Source organism: Hymenobacter yonginensis, assembly GCF_027625995.1.
Taxonomy (GTDB): domain Bacteria; phylum Bacteroidota; class Bacteroidia; order Cytophagales; family Hymenobacteraceae; genus Hymenobacter; species Hymenobacter yonginensis.
The window spans coordinates 3,957,536-3,973,077 of sequence record NZ_CP115396.1 but is presented as its reverse complement, the minus strand read 5'-3'; the positions used below and the strand labels follow the sequence as shown (position 1 = coordinate 3,973,077).

The following is a 15,542-nucleotide window of genomic DNA, read 5'->3' as shown; positions in this document are numbered from 1 at the left end:
CCGAAGTATCTCGCCAGTGTGGTAATCAAAGAGGTTACCACACTGGCGAGATGCTTCGGCGGCGCCTCTGCATGACGCTCTGCTTTTCCGGGGCTACTTCAGCACCCCACTCAGCACCGCCCACACGTTGTCGGCCAGAATCTTCTGGCCGGCGGCGTTGGGGTGCACGCCGTCGGGCAGGTTGAGGGCGCGCTGCCCGATGACGCCCTGCAGCAGGAATGGCACGAACGGCAGGCTATTCTTTTCGGCCAGCTCCCGGAACAGTGCCTTGAACTCCTGCGCGTAGCGGGCCATGCGGTGCCCGCCCAACGGCCCCAGATCAAACGGAAACTCCAGGCCCACCAGCACAATACGCGCCTCCGGGTACCGGCGCCGCACCTGGTCGATGATGTCCTGCAGGTTCTGGGTGGTTTCGCGCACCGGAATGCCGCGCAGGCCGTCGTTGGCGCCCAGCTCTAGCACGAATACATCCACGGGCTGGCGCTCCAGCACGCTGGCCACGCGCAGCCGACCGCCGGCGGTGGTTTCGCCGCTCACACCGTAGTTGAAGGCTTTGTAAGGCAGGCTGAGTGAGTCGATGCGCTGCTGCAGCAGCGTGGGGAAAGCGGCGCTGGCGGGCAGCTGATAGCCGGCCGTGAGGCTGTTGCCGAAGAAAATGACGTTTTGCATACGGGGAGGGGGCGTGGGAGGCGCAACGGGGCGGCCGGCGGAGTCAGGAGCACCGCAGGCGGCCAGCACCAGGCAAAAAACAAGCAGGAGGATGCGCATAAGAGCAAACTAAGCGGGCATCAAAGCCGATGCTCTGCCTGCTATACTGCCGATAGGCCTGCTAGAGTTGCCGGGCCCATGCGTAGTCCGGCCGCTAAATCAGGCCCTGGCAAACCTTTTTCGAAAATTTGGGCTTTACCTTTGTCGGCAGATAAGAACTGTTCTTATCTGCCGACAATATTTTGTCCATCAACCTCTTTGCAATGCCCGTTACGAAAGCAACCGACGCTGATTTCCAGACCCTCCTCGAAACGAACGATAAAGTAGTAGTGAAATACTACGCCGACTGGTGCGGCAACTGCCGCCTGTTTTCGCCCAAGTTCAAGCGTATGGCCGAAGCCATGCAGGAGCAGGGCATCAAGTTTCTGGATGTGAATGCCGAAACCAGCCCCGAAGCCCGCAAACTGGCCAGCGTTACGAACCTGCCGTTCTTTGCCGTATTCCGCAATGGCGAGCTGCTGGATACCGTAGCCGCCAGCAAAGAAGAAGCCGTAGCCGCTCTCATTTCGCGCCTCAACTAGCCGCTGCCGCCATGAAAATGCCCGTCATCAAGCGCCTCGTGGAAACGCAGACGCTGGAGGCCCTGGTAGCCGCCGAAGAGGCCCTGCTGGAAGAGCAGACGCCCGCTTTCGAGGTGGAAGGCGAGGACGAAGGTGAACAGCTGACCCACGTGTTTGCCGCCATCTTCATCCGCAACCACATGCAGGACCACGGCTCCGAGTTCAAGGACGCCCTGCGCGAATACACCAAGAAAGTCCGGGTTTCTATTAGCTAAGCTGCTGCAAACCTGTATTATAAAAAAAGGAGGACTGGCTATGCCTGTCCTCCTTTTTTTATGGCCGTACCCGGCGGGCTATTGCCACATGCGGGCGAAGTGCGGGGCCGTTAGGCGCATGCCTTCTTCGGTGCAGAGGCCGCGCACGTAGGGAAAGAAGATGTTGCGGTACACTTCGCCGAGGTTTACCTGGTCGGGCGGGAAAAACTGCTCGTTCAGCACCAAGCTGAACTGCGCCAGGATGATGCGGGCAATGAAAGGTGCGTCGAGGGCGGCGCGGAACTGTCCTTCCTGCACGCCCTCCTGCAGCAGGCGCGTAAGCAGCGGAAAGGCATATTCGCGGGTGTATTCCTGGATGGCGTCCCAGACCAGCGGAAACTGCTCGCGCACCACGTGGTAGTCGTGGTGGGACTGGCGCAACTCGTGCAGGCTGTGGTGCAGCATGCCCAGCAGGCACTCTACGGGGGTGGCCAGGTTGGCGAATAGTTCCTCGTGCTCGCGGCGCTGCCGGGCCAGGTTGTGGCGCGTTACCTGCAGCATAAACTCGGCCTTGTTGCCGAAAATAGTGCGGAACATGGCCGGCGTCAGGTCCAGGGCTACAGCCAGCTGCTCTTCGTGCAGTAGCCGCACGCCCATATCGCGCAGTAACAGGTTAGCCTTATCAAGTAGTTGATGGAGTACAACTTGCTCCATAGGGAATGGGGAATAAAAGGCGGAAAACGGAATTTAGGCTAGAACGAAGAATAGCCCAACAAAAAGTATTCCGAAGTGCCAATATTTTTAGTGCAGGAGCCCCAATCCGAAAAAGAAAAGCAGTTGCAGCATGTACACGAACGCCGCCAGCGGATTGCGCTTCTCGAATTGCGTGCGGTTGAAAAACACCTGCAGGATGAGCGAGACGGCAAACCAGCCCTTGAAGTTCTGCAGCGGAATCACATCGAAGCGCCACTGCCAGAAGTCGAACCGAACGGCTACGGGCTCCAGGCAGGCGTCGAGGCCCACCATCAGCAGCGTGGCCACTAGGGCTCGCAAAAAATCAGGAATAGGCAGGTAGCGCGCCAGAATGCCGGCGGTATACGTGAGCATCAGCCAGTTGGCCCCGATGATGAGCGGCACGCCCAGCCACTTCAGGCCCAGCGTGCTGCCGTATTCATAGAACCCAAACAGCAGCCCGGTCCGGATGCCGGCCACTTCCACACCAAAGCCTACGGCCATGGCCACCAGGCAAAACCACCAGAACGTGGCACTGCGCTCCGGCTGAAACGCCAGCAGCAAGCCCAGCGTGAGCAGCAGGTTGAGCGGCACGAACTGCAGAAAGAAGGCCGGGTCCTGCGAAAAGCCCAGCCCCAGAAAGCCCGTGACGTGAAACAGCAGCAGGATGCCTTGGGCCCAGCGCAGGCGGCGCTGCTGCGCCAGGGCACGTTGCGCAAGCGCCTCCGCCGGTAGTTGTTGAATGGATTCGGGCATTTATGAGCAGGTAGTAAGTAGCAAGGAACAACACGGTGGATTGCTGCCGAGCAGGTCGTGCTGCTGCAGCTTGCCAATTATTCGTTGCTAATTAGTTCAGAGACAATGCGGGCGGAAAGCAGGCACAGCGGAATTCCGCCGCCCGGGTGTACCGAGCCGCCACAAAAGTACAGTCCTTCCAGCTTCCGCGAGAAGTTGGGGTGCCGCAGAAATGCCGCCAGCAGATTGTTGCTGGAGCTGCCGTAGAGGGCCCCGCCAAACGATGACGTACGGGCGGCAATTCCGGGCGGATCCCACACCTGCTCGGCCCGGATGAGGGCGCCCACATCGGTACCAAGGGCGGTGCTTACGCGGGCAAGCACAGCGGCGCGGGTGCGCGCTATCAGGGCCGGCCAGTCCTGGCCCTGGTCGTGGGGTACGTTCACCATCACAAACCAGTTTTCGTGGCCCGCCGGCGCGTCGGTGGGCGTGTGCCCGCTCGTGATGTTTACGTACACCGTAGGGTCGTCGGCAATGGTCTGGTGCTGAAAGATGGCCTCAAACTCCGCTTTGTAATCCTGGGAGAAGAAGATGTTGTGCACGCCCAGCTCCGGGAAGCGCCGGCCAATGCCCCAGTAGAAAATCAGGGCCGACGAGGAGCGGGGTTGGCTAAGCGTCCGCTCAGGAGCCGGCAGCGTAGGCAGTAGGCGCCGGTAGGTCGGCACCACGTCCATATTGCTGATTATCAATCCCGATGGGTATGTGCCATGGGCGGTGCGCACGCCCGTTGCGCGGCCCGCTTCCGTCAGGATTTCCAGTACGGGCTCCTGGTAGCGGAACTCCACGCCCAGCTCCTCGGCCAGCCGCACGAGGCTCTGTGCAATGGCGTAGATGCCGCCTTCGGGGTAGAAAGCGCCCCGGCCGTGCTCCAGGTGCGGAATCAAACTGAGCGTGGCCGGGGCCTGGTAGGGGTCGGAGCCGTTATAGGTGGCAAACCGGTCGAAGAGCTGCACCAGGCGCGGGTCGTCGGGGAAGGCGGCGACGTGGCGCTGGTGCATGGTGCTGAGCAGCCCCAGCTGCGGCAGCACGCCCACGGCCTTCAGCGTTTCGGAGCTGAGGTAGGTGGCGGCTTTGTGCAGCGACTTCTGCAGAAACGTGCCCGTTGTGCCATCATAGGCCTGGCCGCTGCGGCGCAGAAACGCCAGCACCTCGGCGGCCGGCACGCCCAGCTTGGCCTGTACTTCGTCGGCAAACTTCTTTTCGTCGGCCCAGGCCGTGAGGCGGGTGCCGTCGGCGAAGAAGTACTGCGTGATGGGGTCGAGGCGCTGGTAGCGGAAGTAGTCCTGGGGGTTGCGGCCGGCCAGCGCAAACAGCTCATCCACCAGCTCGGGCAGCGTAAACAGCGACGGGCCGCCGTCGAAGCGGTAGCCGCCGGGCAGCTCCAGTTGGTGCATCTTACCCCCGAAGCTTTCCTGCGCCTCGAATACCGTGACACGGTGCCCGGCCACGGCCAGCCGCACGGCCGTAGCAATGCCGCCAATGCCGGCCCCGATGATGGCGGCGGAAGGTTTAGGTACCAAAGATTCTTGTTGATTCACGGGCAATACAACAAAAAGGAGCCGCCTTTGTGCGGGCCGCCGTGAAAAACGGGTTGATTGAGCGTTTGGCTCTTGGCCGGGTTATTCCACAGCCAGCACCAAACCTTTCAGGTAAGCGCCTTCCGGATGGAACAGGCTCACGGGATGGTCGGCGGGCTGGGTGAGGCGGTGCAGGATGCGGGCCGGGCGGCCAGCCTCAATGGCAGCGGCCAGCACGGCACCCTCAAACAGCTCGGGGCTCACCACCTGCGAGCAGCTGAACGTGAACAGCAGGCCCCCAGGCGCAATCTGCCGGATGCCGGCCGCGTTCAGGCGCTTGTAGCCCATCAGGGCGTTGTGGCGGGCTGAAAGGTGCTTGGCAAAGGCCGGCGGGTCGAGCACGATGAGGTCGTATTCTTCCTGGCTGTTTTTCATGAAGCTGAACACGTCCTCGGCGTAGGCGGCGTGCTTGCTTTCGAGGCCAGTGAGAGCCGCGTTGCGCTCCGTCAGCTCGATGGCGCGCTTGGAGCTGTCCACGGAGTGCACCAGCTCGGCGCCGGCCTGCAGCGCGTAGGAGCTGAAGCCGCCGGTGTAGCAGAACGTGTTGAGCACGCGGCGGCCGGGCGCGTAGCGGGCCAGCAGGCTGCGGTTGTCGCGCTGGTCGATGAAGAAGCCGGTTTTCTGGCCAGTTTCCCAGTCCACGGCGAACGGCTGGCCGTTTTCGTGCACCACGTGCTCCTGCCCGCTGCTGCTGCCAAACAGGTAGCCGTTCTGGGCACCGGGCGCGGCTTTGGCGGGCACGGTTTCGGCGCTCTTGTCGTAGATGGCACGCAAACCCGGAATTACGGCCTGCAGGGCCTCGGCGATAAGCGGGCGGGCCTTATACATGCCCGCGCTGTGCGCCTGCACCACGGCCGTGTCGCCGTACACATCAATGATAAGGCCGGGCAGGCCGTCGCCTTCGGCGTGGGTGAGGCGGTACACGTCGGTGTTGCCGGAGCCGGTCAGGCCCAGGCCCTGGCGCAGCTGGTAGGCATTGCGCAGGCGGGCTTCCCAGAAGGCCGCATCCGGCAGCTGGGCTTCGGTGCCAAAATCGAGCATGCGCACGGCAATGGAGCCGGGAGCGTAGTGGCCCACGCCCAGCACCTCGCCGTTGGAGGCCTGCACTGTCACTACTTCGCCCTCGGTCACTTCACCCTGCATGCGGCCAATAGCGCCCGAAAACACCCACGGGTGGCGGCGGCGCAGGGATTGGTCTTTTCCGGGTTTGAGGGTGACGATGGCAGCAGTCATAGAGCAATGAAGTGAATTGGACTGCAAAGGTAGCCTAACCCGCCGAGGATGATGGACCTGCTCCGGATTTTGCCCCTGCCCTACCCGATATATCCCTCGCCAATGAGCAATCCGGACAATGTTAGAACGGGTCGAGGTAGGCAATCAGCACGGCCAGCGCCGATAGCCCGGCCAGCACCAGCCACACGGGGCCACCCCAGATCAGTAGGCCCAGCAAGGAAAGCGGCAAGACAATCAGGCCCAGCACGCCCAGCACCGTAGTGCCCAGCCCTACCTCGGCGGGCCGTTGTGGCGCAAACGCCCGCCGGACCCTGGCCTTTGCCGCTGCTGCGCGAGCCTTGGGAGCTGCCTGGGCCGCCGAAGCGGCCGGCACGTGCGCCCACGCCGCTACCGGCTGCGCCAAACGCCGCAGCCGGGGCCGGGCGGTGGCAGTTGCGCGCGTTGGCGGCTTCGGGGCCTGCGCGGCAACGGGCGTTTCAGATGGCAGCACCGCCGCTTCCGGCTCTGCGGAAACAACCGCTACGGACGCGGGCACCCGTTCGGAAGACGCGGGCCGAAACCGGAAAGCCGACTGACTGCTGCTGCAGCTGGCCGTAGCGCCCAGCACCAGCAGCGCGCTTAGCAAACGAAAAAACGGCCGCAAACAGCCCGGGGTGGCAGAAGTAGTGGTGCGCATAGAGGAGAGGAGAAAGCCGGCTCCGACGCTAGGTGCGCCGGGAACCCGGGCCGTATACGGGAGCGGCGGCCTGCGCGCTGCCTCAACCCGCTGGCAGTGCGGCCGTCACCTTGGCGGGCTTGCCAAACCAGCGCCGATAAATGGGCCGCCGCCACGCAAACTGCGCCCACATAGCCGGCCACAGCAGCCGGTCCAGCAGGCCATTGCCACTGGTGTATTCCAGATCTTCCACAATGTAAGTGCCGCCTCCCGGAGCGGGCTGCATCAGGTGGCGGTGCTGCCAGTAGCGCAGCGGCGGGGGCAGCTTGCGGCCCTCATCCACAAAGTAGTAGGTGCCATCGGGGGTGGTGCCGTGGTCGGTGATGAGCGAGTTCCAGCGGAAGCGCGCGGGCCCGGCCCCCAGCTCGATGTGCACCTCGTCGCCGCGGTGGCAGCCATCGAAGCGCAGCAGCCGGAACGGCGGAAATGGCGGCGCCAGGGCCAGAAACAGGTCGCGGGTGAAGCCCTGCCACACTTGGGCGGGTGGCGCGGCTACGTGAGTGCGGAGGTAGAGGTGCATGGGTGGGTAAAATTTTGTTTTATGTATATATTTTATTAATATTATAATATAAAAGTTTAGATTTTCACTGTAGCGACGATCCAACGTGGGCTACCTAGCACCTGAACACATGAAGTACAGCACTCTCAGTTCAATAGTTTTCAGCGCATGCTGTATCTTGTCTTCTTCATGTGACAATCTCTCCACGGACGGGAAGCTGAAGACAGATCCTATAAATCCAAATTTGGGAGGTGAGCCAGTTGTAAATAAAGAAGATGCCTATAAGTGGGCCAAGAGGCATACAAACAATAATTTTATAGTCAATCAAGCAAAAGAGAAGGGAGGTAGGAGTTATTATTTCACCAATAGATTCTTGGATATAATGAAAAATCAAAAAGATTGTGTTGGACTTAATTTTTATTTAGCAAATGCCAAAGACGATGAAATGACATTGTTAGTCGTTTCCGTTAATAGCGAAGGTGTTGATTTGACAGGAACCTATAAAAATGATAAAAACATAGATGAACAATATATCATAGGACAGACAACTATGAAGTGTCCTGATAATTGCGATGTATCAAGCTTTTTATACAAAGGAAAATAGTATCGACCGATAGTCAGACGATTGATGACCACTTGGGCCGACACACTCCACCTGACCAACCGAGTGCTGGAAGCCGCACCACTGCTGCCATTCATATCTGGCTACCTGCGGCGGGTGAACCTGCCGCCGCTGTACCGTCTGGTGTATTACTACGTCGGCGCAAAGTCGCTTTTCTATATACTGGATGTAGTCAGCAGGAGTGTATTTCGCAACAACGTTTACCTTTTCCACCTCTCCACGATAGTGACTGTTTTGTTGCTGTCCCGGGTGTATTACCGGCTGATTGATTTGGGGGCAGTAAAGAAACTGCTGCCCCCGGCAATTGGCGTGTTTATGCTGGTGGCAGTGGCCGACGCGCTTTTTCTCAATAAGCTGTTTATCGATATCAACAGCTATTCGCAGGCCTGCGGCAGTACCATCCTCATTACGCTGTCGTTGCTGCATATTCTGCAACTCAGCCGAAACGCGCAGCTGTTGGAGCAGCAACCAGAATTCTTCTTCAGCATCGCCGTGCTGGTGTACTCCTCCTACTCAGTTGTGACGTACGTGGCTTCCAATATCATCTATAGCGCCGGCTACGACAAGGCCACCAACATTCGTCTCGACACGCTCATCAGCGCCCCCGATGCCCTGCTGTACGCCGTGCACATGGGGCTGCTGGCCTGGATGTTCAGCTTCTTTCCGTTGAGCATCAACCCCAGGCAGGCCCTCCCCTACTGGCTGCATTACAGCCGCTGGCGGCAACGGTCGTATAAATTACTGGGAAACAATATATTGCCGGGGATTTATTCCTGATTCTCGCTATGCCCGACGCGCTGCTGCCCTTCCTGCTGATTGGTCCGGTGCTGCTGTTGCTGGTAGGCGGCATTATCGGTATTCTGGTGCGGGAGCAGCGCCGCAGGTTGCAGCAGGAACGCGAGAAGCATCTGCTGCTGGAGCAGCAGAACGAGTTGCTGGAGCAGCAGGTGCAGCAGCGCACCGCCGATTTGCAGCAGTCGTTGGATCATCTGCAGGCCACGCAGCGCCAGCTGATTCAGAGCGAAAAGCTGGCTTCGCTGGGCGAGCTGACGGCGGGTGTGGCGCATGAGATTCAGAACCCCCTCAACTTCGTGCTCAATTTCTCAGAGGTGAGTGTGGAGCTGGTGCAGGAGCTGAAGGAAGAAGTGCTGCACCAGCTGCCCGCCACCACTATGGCGCCGGCCGCCGAGTTGCTGCAGAACCTGGAAGACAACTTGCAGCGCATCACGCAGCACGGGCAGCGGGCCGGCGGCATTGTGCAGGGGATGCTGCTGCACGCGCGCACCTCGGCCAGTGAGCGGCAGCCCACCAACCTCAATGCCCTCACCGACCAGTTTCTGCGGCTGGCTTACCAGGGCATGCGCGCCAAAGACAAAGCGTTCAACGTCACTATCGAAACGCATTTCGCGCCCGATATGGGCCTGGTCAGCGTGGCGCCGCAGGATATTGGGCGGGTGCTGCTGAACCTGTTCAACAATGCGCTATATGCCCTGCGCAAGCGCCAGCAAGCCCAGGAGCCCGGCTATAAACCGCTACTGCAGGTCACGACGCAGTGCCGCTCCGGTCAGGTGGAGCTGCGCGTGCGCGACAACGGACCAGGCATTGCGGCAGACGTGCTGGACAAAATATTTCAGCCGTTCTTCACCACCAAACCCACCGGCGAAGGGTCGGGCCTGGGGCTGTCCATTAGCTACGATATCGTGACGCAGGGGCACGGCGGGCAGTTGCTCTGCCAGACGCAAGAGGGCGCCTACACTGAGTTTATCATGCGGCTGCCGGCATAGCGGCTTGCCTACAGCCGAAGCCATAATAGGCACGAGTAGGAAAGGCCTATTTTATGGGAAACAATACCCTGGCCGCTTAGTCGGTCCCTACCCCAGCAACTCCTCAATGTCCTCTTTGGTGAGGCTCTTGATGATGGCTTCGTCGGTGGTAATTAGGTCCGTGACGAGCTGGATTTTCTTGTGCTGCAGAGCTAGGATCTTCTCTTCCACCGTGTTCTGGGTGATGAACTTATAGGTGAACACCGTGCGCTGCTGCCCGATGCGGTGGGCCCGGTCTACGGCCTGAGCCTCCACGGCCGGGTTCCACCATGGGTCGAGGATGAACACGTAGTCGGCAGCCGTCAGGTTGAGGCCCACGCCGCCGGCTTTCAGGCTGATCAGAAACACCCGCAGCTCCTCGGTTTCCTGGAAGCGGGTCACCACTTTGTGCCGGTCGCGGGTGTTGCCGTCGAGGTAGGCGTATTCGATGTCGCGCTCATCGAGCGAGGCCCGCACAATATCCAGGTGCTTGACAAACTGGCTGAAAACCAAGACTTTGTGGCCTTCCGAAACCACGCTCTTGATCATGCGCACAATCTCGCGCAGCTTGCCCGACTCGTGCGCATACTCCTCGTCGGCCATGCGGGGATGGTTGGCAATCTGGCGCAGCTTGGTGAGGCCCTGCAGCAGCATAAACTGGGTGCTGGCCGTGCCGTGCTCCTCAATATTCTGCAGAATCTTGTTGCGGTAGTAGCTCTTGGTTTCCTCGTAGCAGTGCTGCTGCTCCTCGGTCATAGGGCAGTAGCTCAGGTTCTCGATTTTTTCGGGCAGCTCCTTGGCTACCTGCGCCTTGTGGCGGCGCAGGATAAACGGCTTGATCAAGGCGTGGAGCTTGCGCGTGCGGCCTTCGTCCTTGCCTTTCTCAATGGGCTTGAGGAATTCCTTGCGGAAAAACGTCTGGGTGCCCAGCAAACCCGGGTTGATGAACGACATCTGCGACCACAAATCCATGGTGCTGTTTTCCACCGGCGTGCCGGTCAGAATCAGGCGGTGGCGCGAGTGCAGCCCGCGCACGGCGTGCGAGGTGGTAGAGCCGGGGTTTTTGATGGCCTGCGACTCGTCCAGAATCACGTAGTCGAACTTGTAGGTCTTGAGCAGCTCAGCATCCAAGCGCACGATGCCATAGCTGGTGAGCACCACATCATAGTCGGCAAACTGGTCTACGTTTTTGTCGCGGTAGGTGCCTGTGTACACCAGCAGGCGCAGCGCCGGCGTAAACTTCTGGGCCTCACTCAACCAGTTGTATACCAGTGAAGTAGGCATGGCTAGCAACGACGCCGCCCCGCCCGCTTCGCCGCTTTCCTTGCGGTGCAGCAGCAGCGCCAGCGTCTGAATAGTTTTGCCCAAACCCATATCGTCGGCCAGGCAGCCGCCGAAATGGTAGTCTTTCACGAAGTGCAGCCAGTTGTAGCCGGCCTTCTGGTAGGGGCGCAGCTCGCCCTGGAAGCCCACCGGCATGGGCTGGTCTTCCACGGCCTCAAAGCCGCGCAGCTTCTCCAGCTTGCGGCTGATGACCACGGTGGCCAGGTTGCCGTTCTGCAGGTCCGATACCAGCGCCAGGTGGTGCTTGCGCAGCGTCAGGTTCTGGGCGTGCTCCTCGGCGAAGGCAAACAACTCCAGGTACTGCGTAAACCACTCCTCCGGGATGATGGCAATCTGGCCGTTGGGTAGCCGGAACTCGTGGCGGCGCTGCAGAATGTAGGTGCGCAGCTTGATGAAAGGAATTTCAAACTCGCCGAAGCGCACGGTGCCGCGCACATCAAACCAGTCGTTGGCTTCCGTGATGCCCACTTCCACGCTCACCGCCCCAATGAAGTAGTCTTTGCCGGAAGTGCTGCCTTGCTGCACCGTGAAGCCCAGGCGGGCCAGCTCGTCGGCGTGGTGGTGCAGCCAGCGGAAGGCAGTGGCCTTTTCCAGCACGGCGCGGCCGTTGCGCACTTCCAGGGCGCGGTCGGCCAGCTCCCGGATGATTTCCTGCTCCCGGTCGAGGTTGCGCACGAGGCGGTGGAAAATGTAGTTGTCCTGCTGCTTTTCCAGCTTCACGCACACCCGCTTGTCGTAGCTGTTGTGCACGGTATGGTCGCCGTAGCGGAACGACAGGTCGAAGTGGATATGGTCGGAAAGGGCGGTGGCCACGCTGGTGCCGCCAGTTTCGGTGGCGGCGCGGCGGGCCGTGGGGCGCACCTCCTCTACCACTTTAGCCGTGGGCGCATCCGAAAACGTGAGCTGCGGCCGCGCCACGTAGCGCTCCGACCGGATATCAAAGCCGCGGGCGTGCACGTCGAACGACTCGACGAGCGGCGCCACGAAGCGCAGGAAATAGCTTTCCTCCACCTGTCGCGGAATGACGATGAACTTCTTGTTGAGGAAGGGCTTGATTTTCTTGCCATCCACCTCGTTGCGGAAGTGGTAGAGCACATCGTCTACCAGCAGCCAGGCCGGCTGCTCCGACACGATAACAGCGTTTTTGTACTGAAAATCGAGCCGCTGATTTTGGTACTGGATGGTAGGGAAGTAGTGCGTGTTGTCTTCGTTGCGCCGGAAGTGGAACAGCACCGACGCCGCCTCCGGGGCCAGCCCAATTTCGCGCCACGTTGGCTCGCCGTCCTTGCCCATGATAAACACACACTTGCCGGGCAGGCGCTCCAGAATCTGGCCCATGCGTTCCTGCACGTGCTGGCAGATAACATCCTGCAGGGCTTTGTCGCCTTTCTCGGGGTCGTACACCTTCAGGAAGAAGTCAGCGGGCGTGGTTTTTTTGGGCCAGAACTCCTTGATGACGGCGTCCTGCTGGATCTGGTCGGTGAGGGCCACCAGCTCGAAGTCGGTGGCGTCCAGGCCATCGGCAAACTCGGGCGCATTCTTGGCCGAAACTGTCTGGTGCTGTAGGGTCAGCTGACCCTTCGCGTTGCGCTGAACAACATAAGATTCAAACAAATAGCCTAAATATTCGTGCTCAAGCAGCGAGTAAACAATCTGAAAAGGTAGAGCAGTAGAAACCTTCATGAGGATAAACAGCAGCTAAAATGCAGCGTTGAATGTAAGGACAAATGCTAAATACTATATTATTTGCCAAAAAGTAAAATATATTCTATATATAATTATATTTCAAAGACGAAGGGTACAGGAATAGCTCCCGGAAGAACCTTCTGGGTAGACGAACTACTGCAAGGGTTGGCAGAAGGTTACAGGTTTTCGCGTACATCCAGGCGCGCCGCGTTAAGGGCGGGCCGAATGGAAACGGCAATAGTGATAACCACGATGGCCAGGCCGGTGAGAGCAATGTCAGAAAACTGCATTTTAACCGGGTACGAATCGACCACGCTGGTGGCCATGCCCATACTCACGACGTGGAACGTCTGCTGCACCCAGCAGATGGTGATGCCCAGGAACAGGCCCGTCACGGCGCCCACCAAGGCCACGATGGCGCCCTCAAGCAGGAAGATGCGCCGGATGTGGCGCGGCGTGGCGCCCATGGCCAGCAGAATCGCCACGTCCTTGCGCTTGTCGATGACGAGCATCGACAGGGAGAAGAAGATGTTGAGCGAGGCAATTAGTAGAATGAAGGCGAAGGTGATGAAGACGAACATCTTCTCCACCTTGATGGCCTTGAGCAAGCTCACGTGCTGCTCGTCGGAGTCGAGGACTTTGAATTTGGGGCCGAGGTACTTCTTGATGAGCTCCTTGACCTTCTGAATGTCGTGCTCGTCGCCCACGTTGACCTCCAGGGCGGTGCGGCGCGGGCCGTAGTGCAGCAGCTCCTCGGCAAATTCCAGCGGCACGAACACATAGCTGTCGTCGATGTGCTGCTCAATCAGGAACACGCCGCCCGCCGTGATGCTCTTTTCGGTGAAGGCACTTTCGGGGTTCATAGAAAGCGTTTTCTTGCCCGTGTTGCGCGGGTAGAGCAGGTGGAGCGGGGCGAAGCGGTTGTTGAGGGCAATGCTGAGCTCGTGCTGCACGCCGGCCCCCAGCAGGGCGTAGGGCTCGCCATTGCGGCGCAGGCGGTGGTCGCCTTCCACAATCGAGGAGTCGATGCGGCTCTGGGTGTAGTAGTTTTCCGACACGCCCTTCATCTTCACCACCATCTGGCGGTCGTGGTACTGCAGCAGGGCGTTGTCCTCAATCACCTCCGTAAGCAGCCCCACGCCCCGAATGCGGCGCACCCCTTCCAGCAGCGGCTCCGACACGGTAAACGACTTGCCCTGCACGGCCGTCACCACCAGGTCGGGGTCCGACTTGCCGTAGAGCGTGCGCACTAGGTCTTCGAGGCCGTTGAATACTGACAGCACGATAATCAGCGCCATTGTGCCCACCGCCACGCCAATCATGGAGATGTTGGAAATGATGCTGATGATGTTGCGCTTCTTCTTCGAGAAAAAGTAACGCCGGGCAATGAGCAACGGAACGTCCATGCGGGGCGTGGGAGGTGAAACGGCAGCGCGGGCCCGGAGGGCGGTCGGATAATTTTCCCGGCCCGCTGCTGTTTGTTGGGGTTACTGGGTAAGCAATGGGGCAAGATACGCCGCCTAGGCTAAAAAGGTGGCAGCTAAAATAGCCCTACTTCCAGGCTTTCACAATCAGGCCGGTGCCGGAGTCGTGCTGGGTGCGGGCGTCCAGCCAGTTCAGCAGCAGGCAGAACGGGAACGTGACGAGGTAGTAGAACGGCAGCAGCAGGAAAAACAGCTTGGACTGGCCCAGCATCAAGATGGGGTATTTCATGCTCAGGCGCCACGAAATCTGGCCTGGCTCGCCATAGCTGTAGCGGGCCTCAATCCGCTCGAAGCCGGCGGTGCGCAGCTTCTGCTGAATCTCGTGGATGTTGTAGCCGTCGCGCACGTGCTCCTCGATGAAGCTGGTTTCGCCGTCGGAGTGTACGTCGGAGCCGCCTTGGTCGGAGGGGGTGGAAATGAGCAGCATGCCGCCATCTTTGAGGGAGGCGTGGATGTTGCGGAACACTTCCACGTCTTCCAGAATGTGCTCCATCACGTCCACCGACAAAGCCAGGTCGAAAGTGTTGGGCTCCTGGTACAGCACGAGGTCCTGCACGGCAAACTGGGCGTTGGGGCGCCCGATTTCGCGGAAGAAGCGGTTGGAATCGGCTACCTGCTCGTCTTTCACGTCCACGGCCAGCACCTGCCACTTCTTGCTCTGGCCGGTCAGCCAGTAGGTGTACTGGCCGTAGCCGGAACCGGCGTCGAGGATGTTCAGGGCCTCGCCGGTGCGGCCTCGGGCCCACTCCCGCAGCTCGCGGTGCACGTGCCAGGTGCGCAGCAGCAGCAGATCCAGCAGATGATAGAACAGGCGGCGCAGCAGCGGGGTGCGGTTGAATACCTCGCCCAGGGAGCGTTTGATCGGGTCGTAATGCAAGAGAGAGTAACTGAGTAGCGGAGTAACTGAGTAAGACGAGTAACTGAGTAAGACGAGTAACTGAGTAAGACGTTCATTATCAAAACATCCTGCTCAGCTACTCCATTACTCAGTTACTCGTCATCGTCGTCGGCGAACAGCTTGGGGCGCTTGGGGACGGCGGTGTCGGGCTGGTCGTCGGTTTCGGGCTCGGGGGCCGGGATGTTGAGCGTACCCAGCACCTGGTCCATCTTGGCGGCGTAGGCGGCCGAGTCGTCGAGGAAGAACACCAGATCGGGCACGATGCGCAGCTGCTGGCGGATGCGCTTGGCCAGGGCCTGGCGCACGATTTTCTGGTTTTCGCGCACCAGCTCCAGGGTGGCCTCGCCGCTACCCTCGCGGGCCAGCAGCTGGCTCAGGTACACGCGGGCCACGCCCAGGTCGGGCGAAACGCGCACGGTGCTGATGCCCGGTGCCAGGCCCGGAAACAGGTGCGGCAGGTCGCGCTGAAATACGGCGGCCAATTCCTGCTGGAGCAGGCTGGATACTTTCTGTTGTCGTTTGCTTTCCATATGAATAAGCAAAGATAGGAACTTGGGGGCAGGGAATAGGTGATGGCGTGAATGGTGATGAAGTGATGGGGTGAATGGTGATGAGGGGATGAGGTGAGTGATG

At 60.0% G+C, this 15,542-nt stretch carries 16 protein-coding genes; 5 read left to right on the top strand and 11 right to left on the bottom strand.

All coding sequences use genetic code 11. The features are described from left to right. Window positions 1–93: 93 nt before the first annotated feature. A complete protein-coding gene (locus tag O9Z63_RS17170; RefSeq protein ID WP_270126593.1) occupies window positions 94–669 on the bottom strand; it encodes an arylesterase in 576 nt (191 codons plus the stop codon). A gap of 302 nt (window positions 670–971) precedes the next feature. On the opposite strand from O9Z63_RS17170, the gene O9Z63_RS17165 reads away from it, so the two are divergent. Beyond that, the gene (locus tag O9Z63_RS17165) at window positions 972–1,289 is read left to right on the top strand and encodes a thioredoxin family protein (RefSeq protein ID WP_270126592.1); all 318 of its coding nucleotides are present in this window, start codon (window positions 972–974) and stop codon (window positions 1,287–1,289) included. Between the two features lie 11 nt (window positions 1,290–1,300). Continuing rightward, the gene (locus tag O9Z63_RS17160) at window positions 1,301–1,543 is read left to right on the top strand and encodes a DUF6952 family protein (protein ID WP_044015186.1); all 243 of its coding nucleotides are present in this window, start codon (window positions 1,301–1,303) and stop codon (window positions 1,541–1,543) included. Between the two features lie 78 nt (window positions 1,544–1,621). On the opposite strand, the gene O9Z63_RS17155 is transcribed toward O9Z63_RS17160, so the two are convergent. From O9Z63_RS17155 to O9Z63_RS17130, 6 genes are all read right to left on the bottom strand, one after another. Beyond that, window positions 1,622–2,236: a TetR/AcrR family transcriptional regulator gene (locus tag O9Z63_RS17155; protein WP_270126591.1), complete on the bottom strand. Its 615-nt coding sequence runs from the start codon at window positions 2,234–2,236 to the stop codon at window positions 1,622–1,624. An 87-nt stretch (window positions 2,237–2,323) separates the two neighbouring features. Continuing rightward, the gene (locus O9Z63_RS17150) at window positions 2,324–3,010 is read right to left on the bottom strand and encodes a carotenoid biosynthesis protein (protein ID WP_270126590.1); all 687 of its coding nucleotides are present in this window, start codon (window positions 3,008–3,010) and stop codon (window positions 2,324–2,326) included. A gap of 77 nt (window positions 3,011–3,087) precedes the next feature. Beyond that, the gene (gene crtD / locus O9Z63_RS17145; protein WP_270126589.1) at window positions 3,088–4,569 is read right to left on the bottom strand and encodes a 1-hydroxycarotenoid 3,4-desaturase CrtD; all 1,482 of its coding nucleotides are present in this window, start codon (window positions 4,567–4,569) and stop codon (window positions 3,088–3,090) included. A 99-nt stretch (window positions 4,570–4,668) separates the two neighbouring features. Beyond that, window positions 4,669–5,859: a class I SAM-dependent rRNA methyltransferase gene (locus O9Z63_RS17140; protein WP_270126588.1), complete on the bottom strand. Its 1,191-nt coding sequence runs from the start codon at window positions 5,857–5,859 to the stop codon at window positions 4,669–4,671. Window positions 5,860–5,980: 121 nt separating this feature from the next. Continuing rightward, entirely contained in the window at window positions 5,981–6,535 is a 555-nt protein-coding gene (locus tag O9Z63_RS17135; protein ID WP_270126587.1) for a hypothetical protein, read from the bottom strand. 82 nt (window positions 6,536–6,617) lie between these two features. Then, window positions 6,618–7,094: an SRPBCC family protein gene (locus O9Z63_RS17130; protein WP_270126586.1), complete on the bottom strand. Its 477-nt coding sequence runs from the start codon at window positions 7,092–7,094 to the stop codon at window positions 6,618–6,620. Window positions 7,095–7,203: 109 nt separating this feature from the next. On the opposite strand from O9Z63_RS17130, the gene O9Z63_RS17125 reads away from it, so the two are divergent. Genes O9Z63_RS17125 through O9Z63_RS17115 form a run of 3 tightly spaced genes read left to right on the top strand, consistent with a single transcriptional unit; the run spans window position 7,204 to window position 9,479 of the window. Beyond that, window positions 7,204–7,677 carry a hypothetical protein gene (locus tag O9Z63_RS17125; protein ID WP_270126585.1) on the top strand — a complete coding sequence of 158 codons (474 nt, stop codon included), beginning with the start codon at window positions 7,204–7,206 and terminating at the stop codon, window positions 7,675–7,677. A 24-nt stretch (window positions 7,678–7,701) separates the two neighbouring features. Then, window positions 7,702–8,472, top strand: coding sequence for a hypothetical protein (locus O9Z63_RS17120; RefSeq protein WP_270126584.1), 771 nt, complete (start codon window positions 7,702–7,704; stop codon window positions 8,470–8,472). A gap of 8 nt (window positions 8,473–8,480) precedes the next feature. Continuing rightward, a complete protein-coding gene (locus tag O9Z63_RS17115; protein WP_270126583.1) occupies window positions 8,481–9,479 on the top strand; it encodes a sensor histidine kinase in 999 nt (332 codons plus the stop codon). 87 nt (window positions 9,480–9,566) lie between these two features. Here O9Z63_RS17115 and O9Z63_RS17110 read toward each other — a convergent pair whose 3' ends face one another. From O9Z63_RS17110 to rbfA, 4 genes are all read right to left on the bottom strand, one after another. Continuing rightward, window positions 9,567–12,455: a DEAD/DEAH box helicase gene (locus O9Z63_RS17110; protein WP_333490320.1), complete on the bottom strand. Its 2,889-nt coding sequence runs from the start codon at window positions 12,453–12,455 to the stop codon at window positions 9,567–9,569. Between the two features lie 248 nt (window positions 12,456–12,703). Next, entirely contained in the window at window positions 12,704–13,933 is a 1,230-nt protein-coding gene (locus O9Z63_RS17105; protein ID WP_270126580.1) for an ABC transporter permease, read from the bottom strand. A gap of 145 nt (window positions 13,934–14,078) precedes the next feature. Beyond that, the gene (locus O9Z63_RS17100; protein WP_270126579.1) at window positions 14,079–14,888 is read right to left on the bottom strand and encodes a class I SAM-dependent methyltransferase; all 810 of its coding nucleotides are present in this window, start codon (window positions 14,886–14,888) and stop codon (window positions 14,079–14,081) included. Window positions 14,889–15,001: 113 nt separating this feature from the next. Then, window positions 15,002–15,439 carry a 30S ribosome-binding factor RbfA gene (rbfA, locus tag O9Z63_RS17095; RefSeq protein ID WP_270126578.1) on the bottom strand — a complete coding sequence of 146 codons (438 nt, stop codon included), beginning with the start codon at window positions 15,437–15,439 and terminating at the stop codon, window positions 15,002–15,004. Between the last annotated feature and the right edge of the window lie 103 nt (window positions 15,440–15,542).

Excerpts from the sequence above, each read along its gene's own strand:
- O9Z63_RS17170 (WP_270126593.1), bottom strand. The coding sequence starts at position 669 with ATGCAAAACGTCATTTTCTTCGGCAACAGCCTCACGGCCGGCTATCAG.
- O9Z63_RS17165 (WP_270126592.1), top strand. The coding sequence starts at position 972 with ATGCCCGTTACGAAAGCAACCGACGCTGATTTCCAGACCCTCCTCGAA.
- O9Z63_RS17160 (WP_044015186.1), top strand. The coding sequence starts at position 1,301 with ATGAAAATGCCCGTCATCAAGCGCCTCGTGGAAACGCAGACGCTGGAG.
- O9Z63_RS17155 (WP_270126591.1), bottom strand. The coding sequence starts at position 2,236 with ATGGAGCAAGTTGTACTCCATCAACTACTTGATAAGGCTAACCTGTTA.
- O9Z63_RS17150 (WP_270126590.1), bottom strand. The coding sequence starts at position 3,010 with ATGCCCGAATCCATTCAACAACTACCGGCGGAGGCGCTTGCGCAACGT.
- O9Z63_RS17140 (WP_270126588.1), bottom strand. The coding sequence starts at position 5,859 with ATGACTGCTGCCATCGTCACCCTCAAACCCGGAAAAGACCAATCCCTG.
- O9Z63_RS17135 (WP_270126587.1), bottom strand. The coding sequence starts at position 6,535 with ATGCGCACCACTACTTCTGCCACCCCGGGCTGTTTGCGGCCGTTTTTT.
- O9Z63_RS17130 (WP_270126586.1), bottom strand. The coding sequence starts at position 7,094 with ATGCACCTCTACCTCCGCACTCACGTAGCCGCGCCACCCGCCCAAGTG.
- O9Z63_RS17125 (WP_270126585.1), top strand. The coding sequence starts at position 7,204 with ATGAAGTACAGCACTCTCAGTTCAATAGTTTTCAGCGCATGCTGTATC.
- O9Z63_RS17120 (WP_270126584.1), top strand. The coding sequence starts at position 7,702 with ATGACCACTTGGGCCGACACACTCCACCTGACCAACCGAGTGCTGGAA.
- O9Z63_RS17115 (WP_270126583.1), top strand. The coding sequence starts at position 8,481 with ATGCCCGACGCGCTGCTGCCCTTCCTGCTGATTGGTCCGGTGCTGCTG.
- O9Z63_RS17105 (WP_270126580.1), bottom strand. The coding sequence starts at position 13,933 with ATGGACGTTCCGTTGCTCATTGCCCGGCGTTACTTTTTCTCGAAGAAG.
- rbfA (WP_270126578.1), bottom strand. The coding sequence starts at position 15,439 with ATGGAAAGCAAACGACAACAGAAAGTATCCAGCCTGCTCCAGCAGGAA.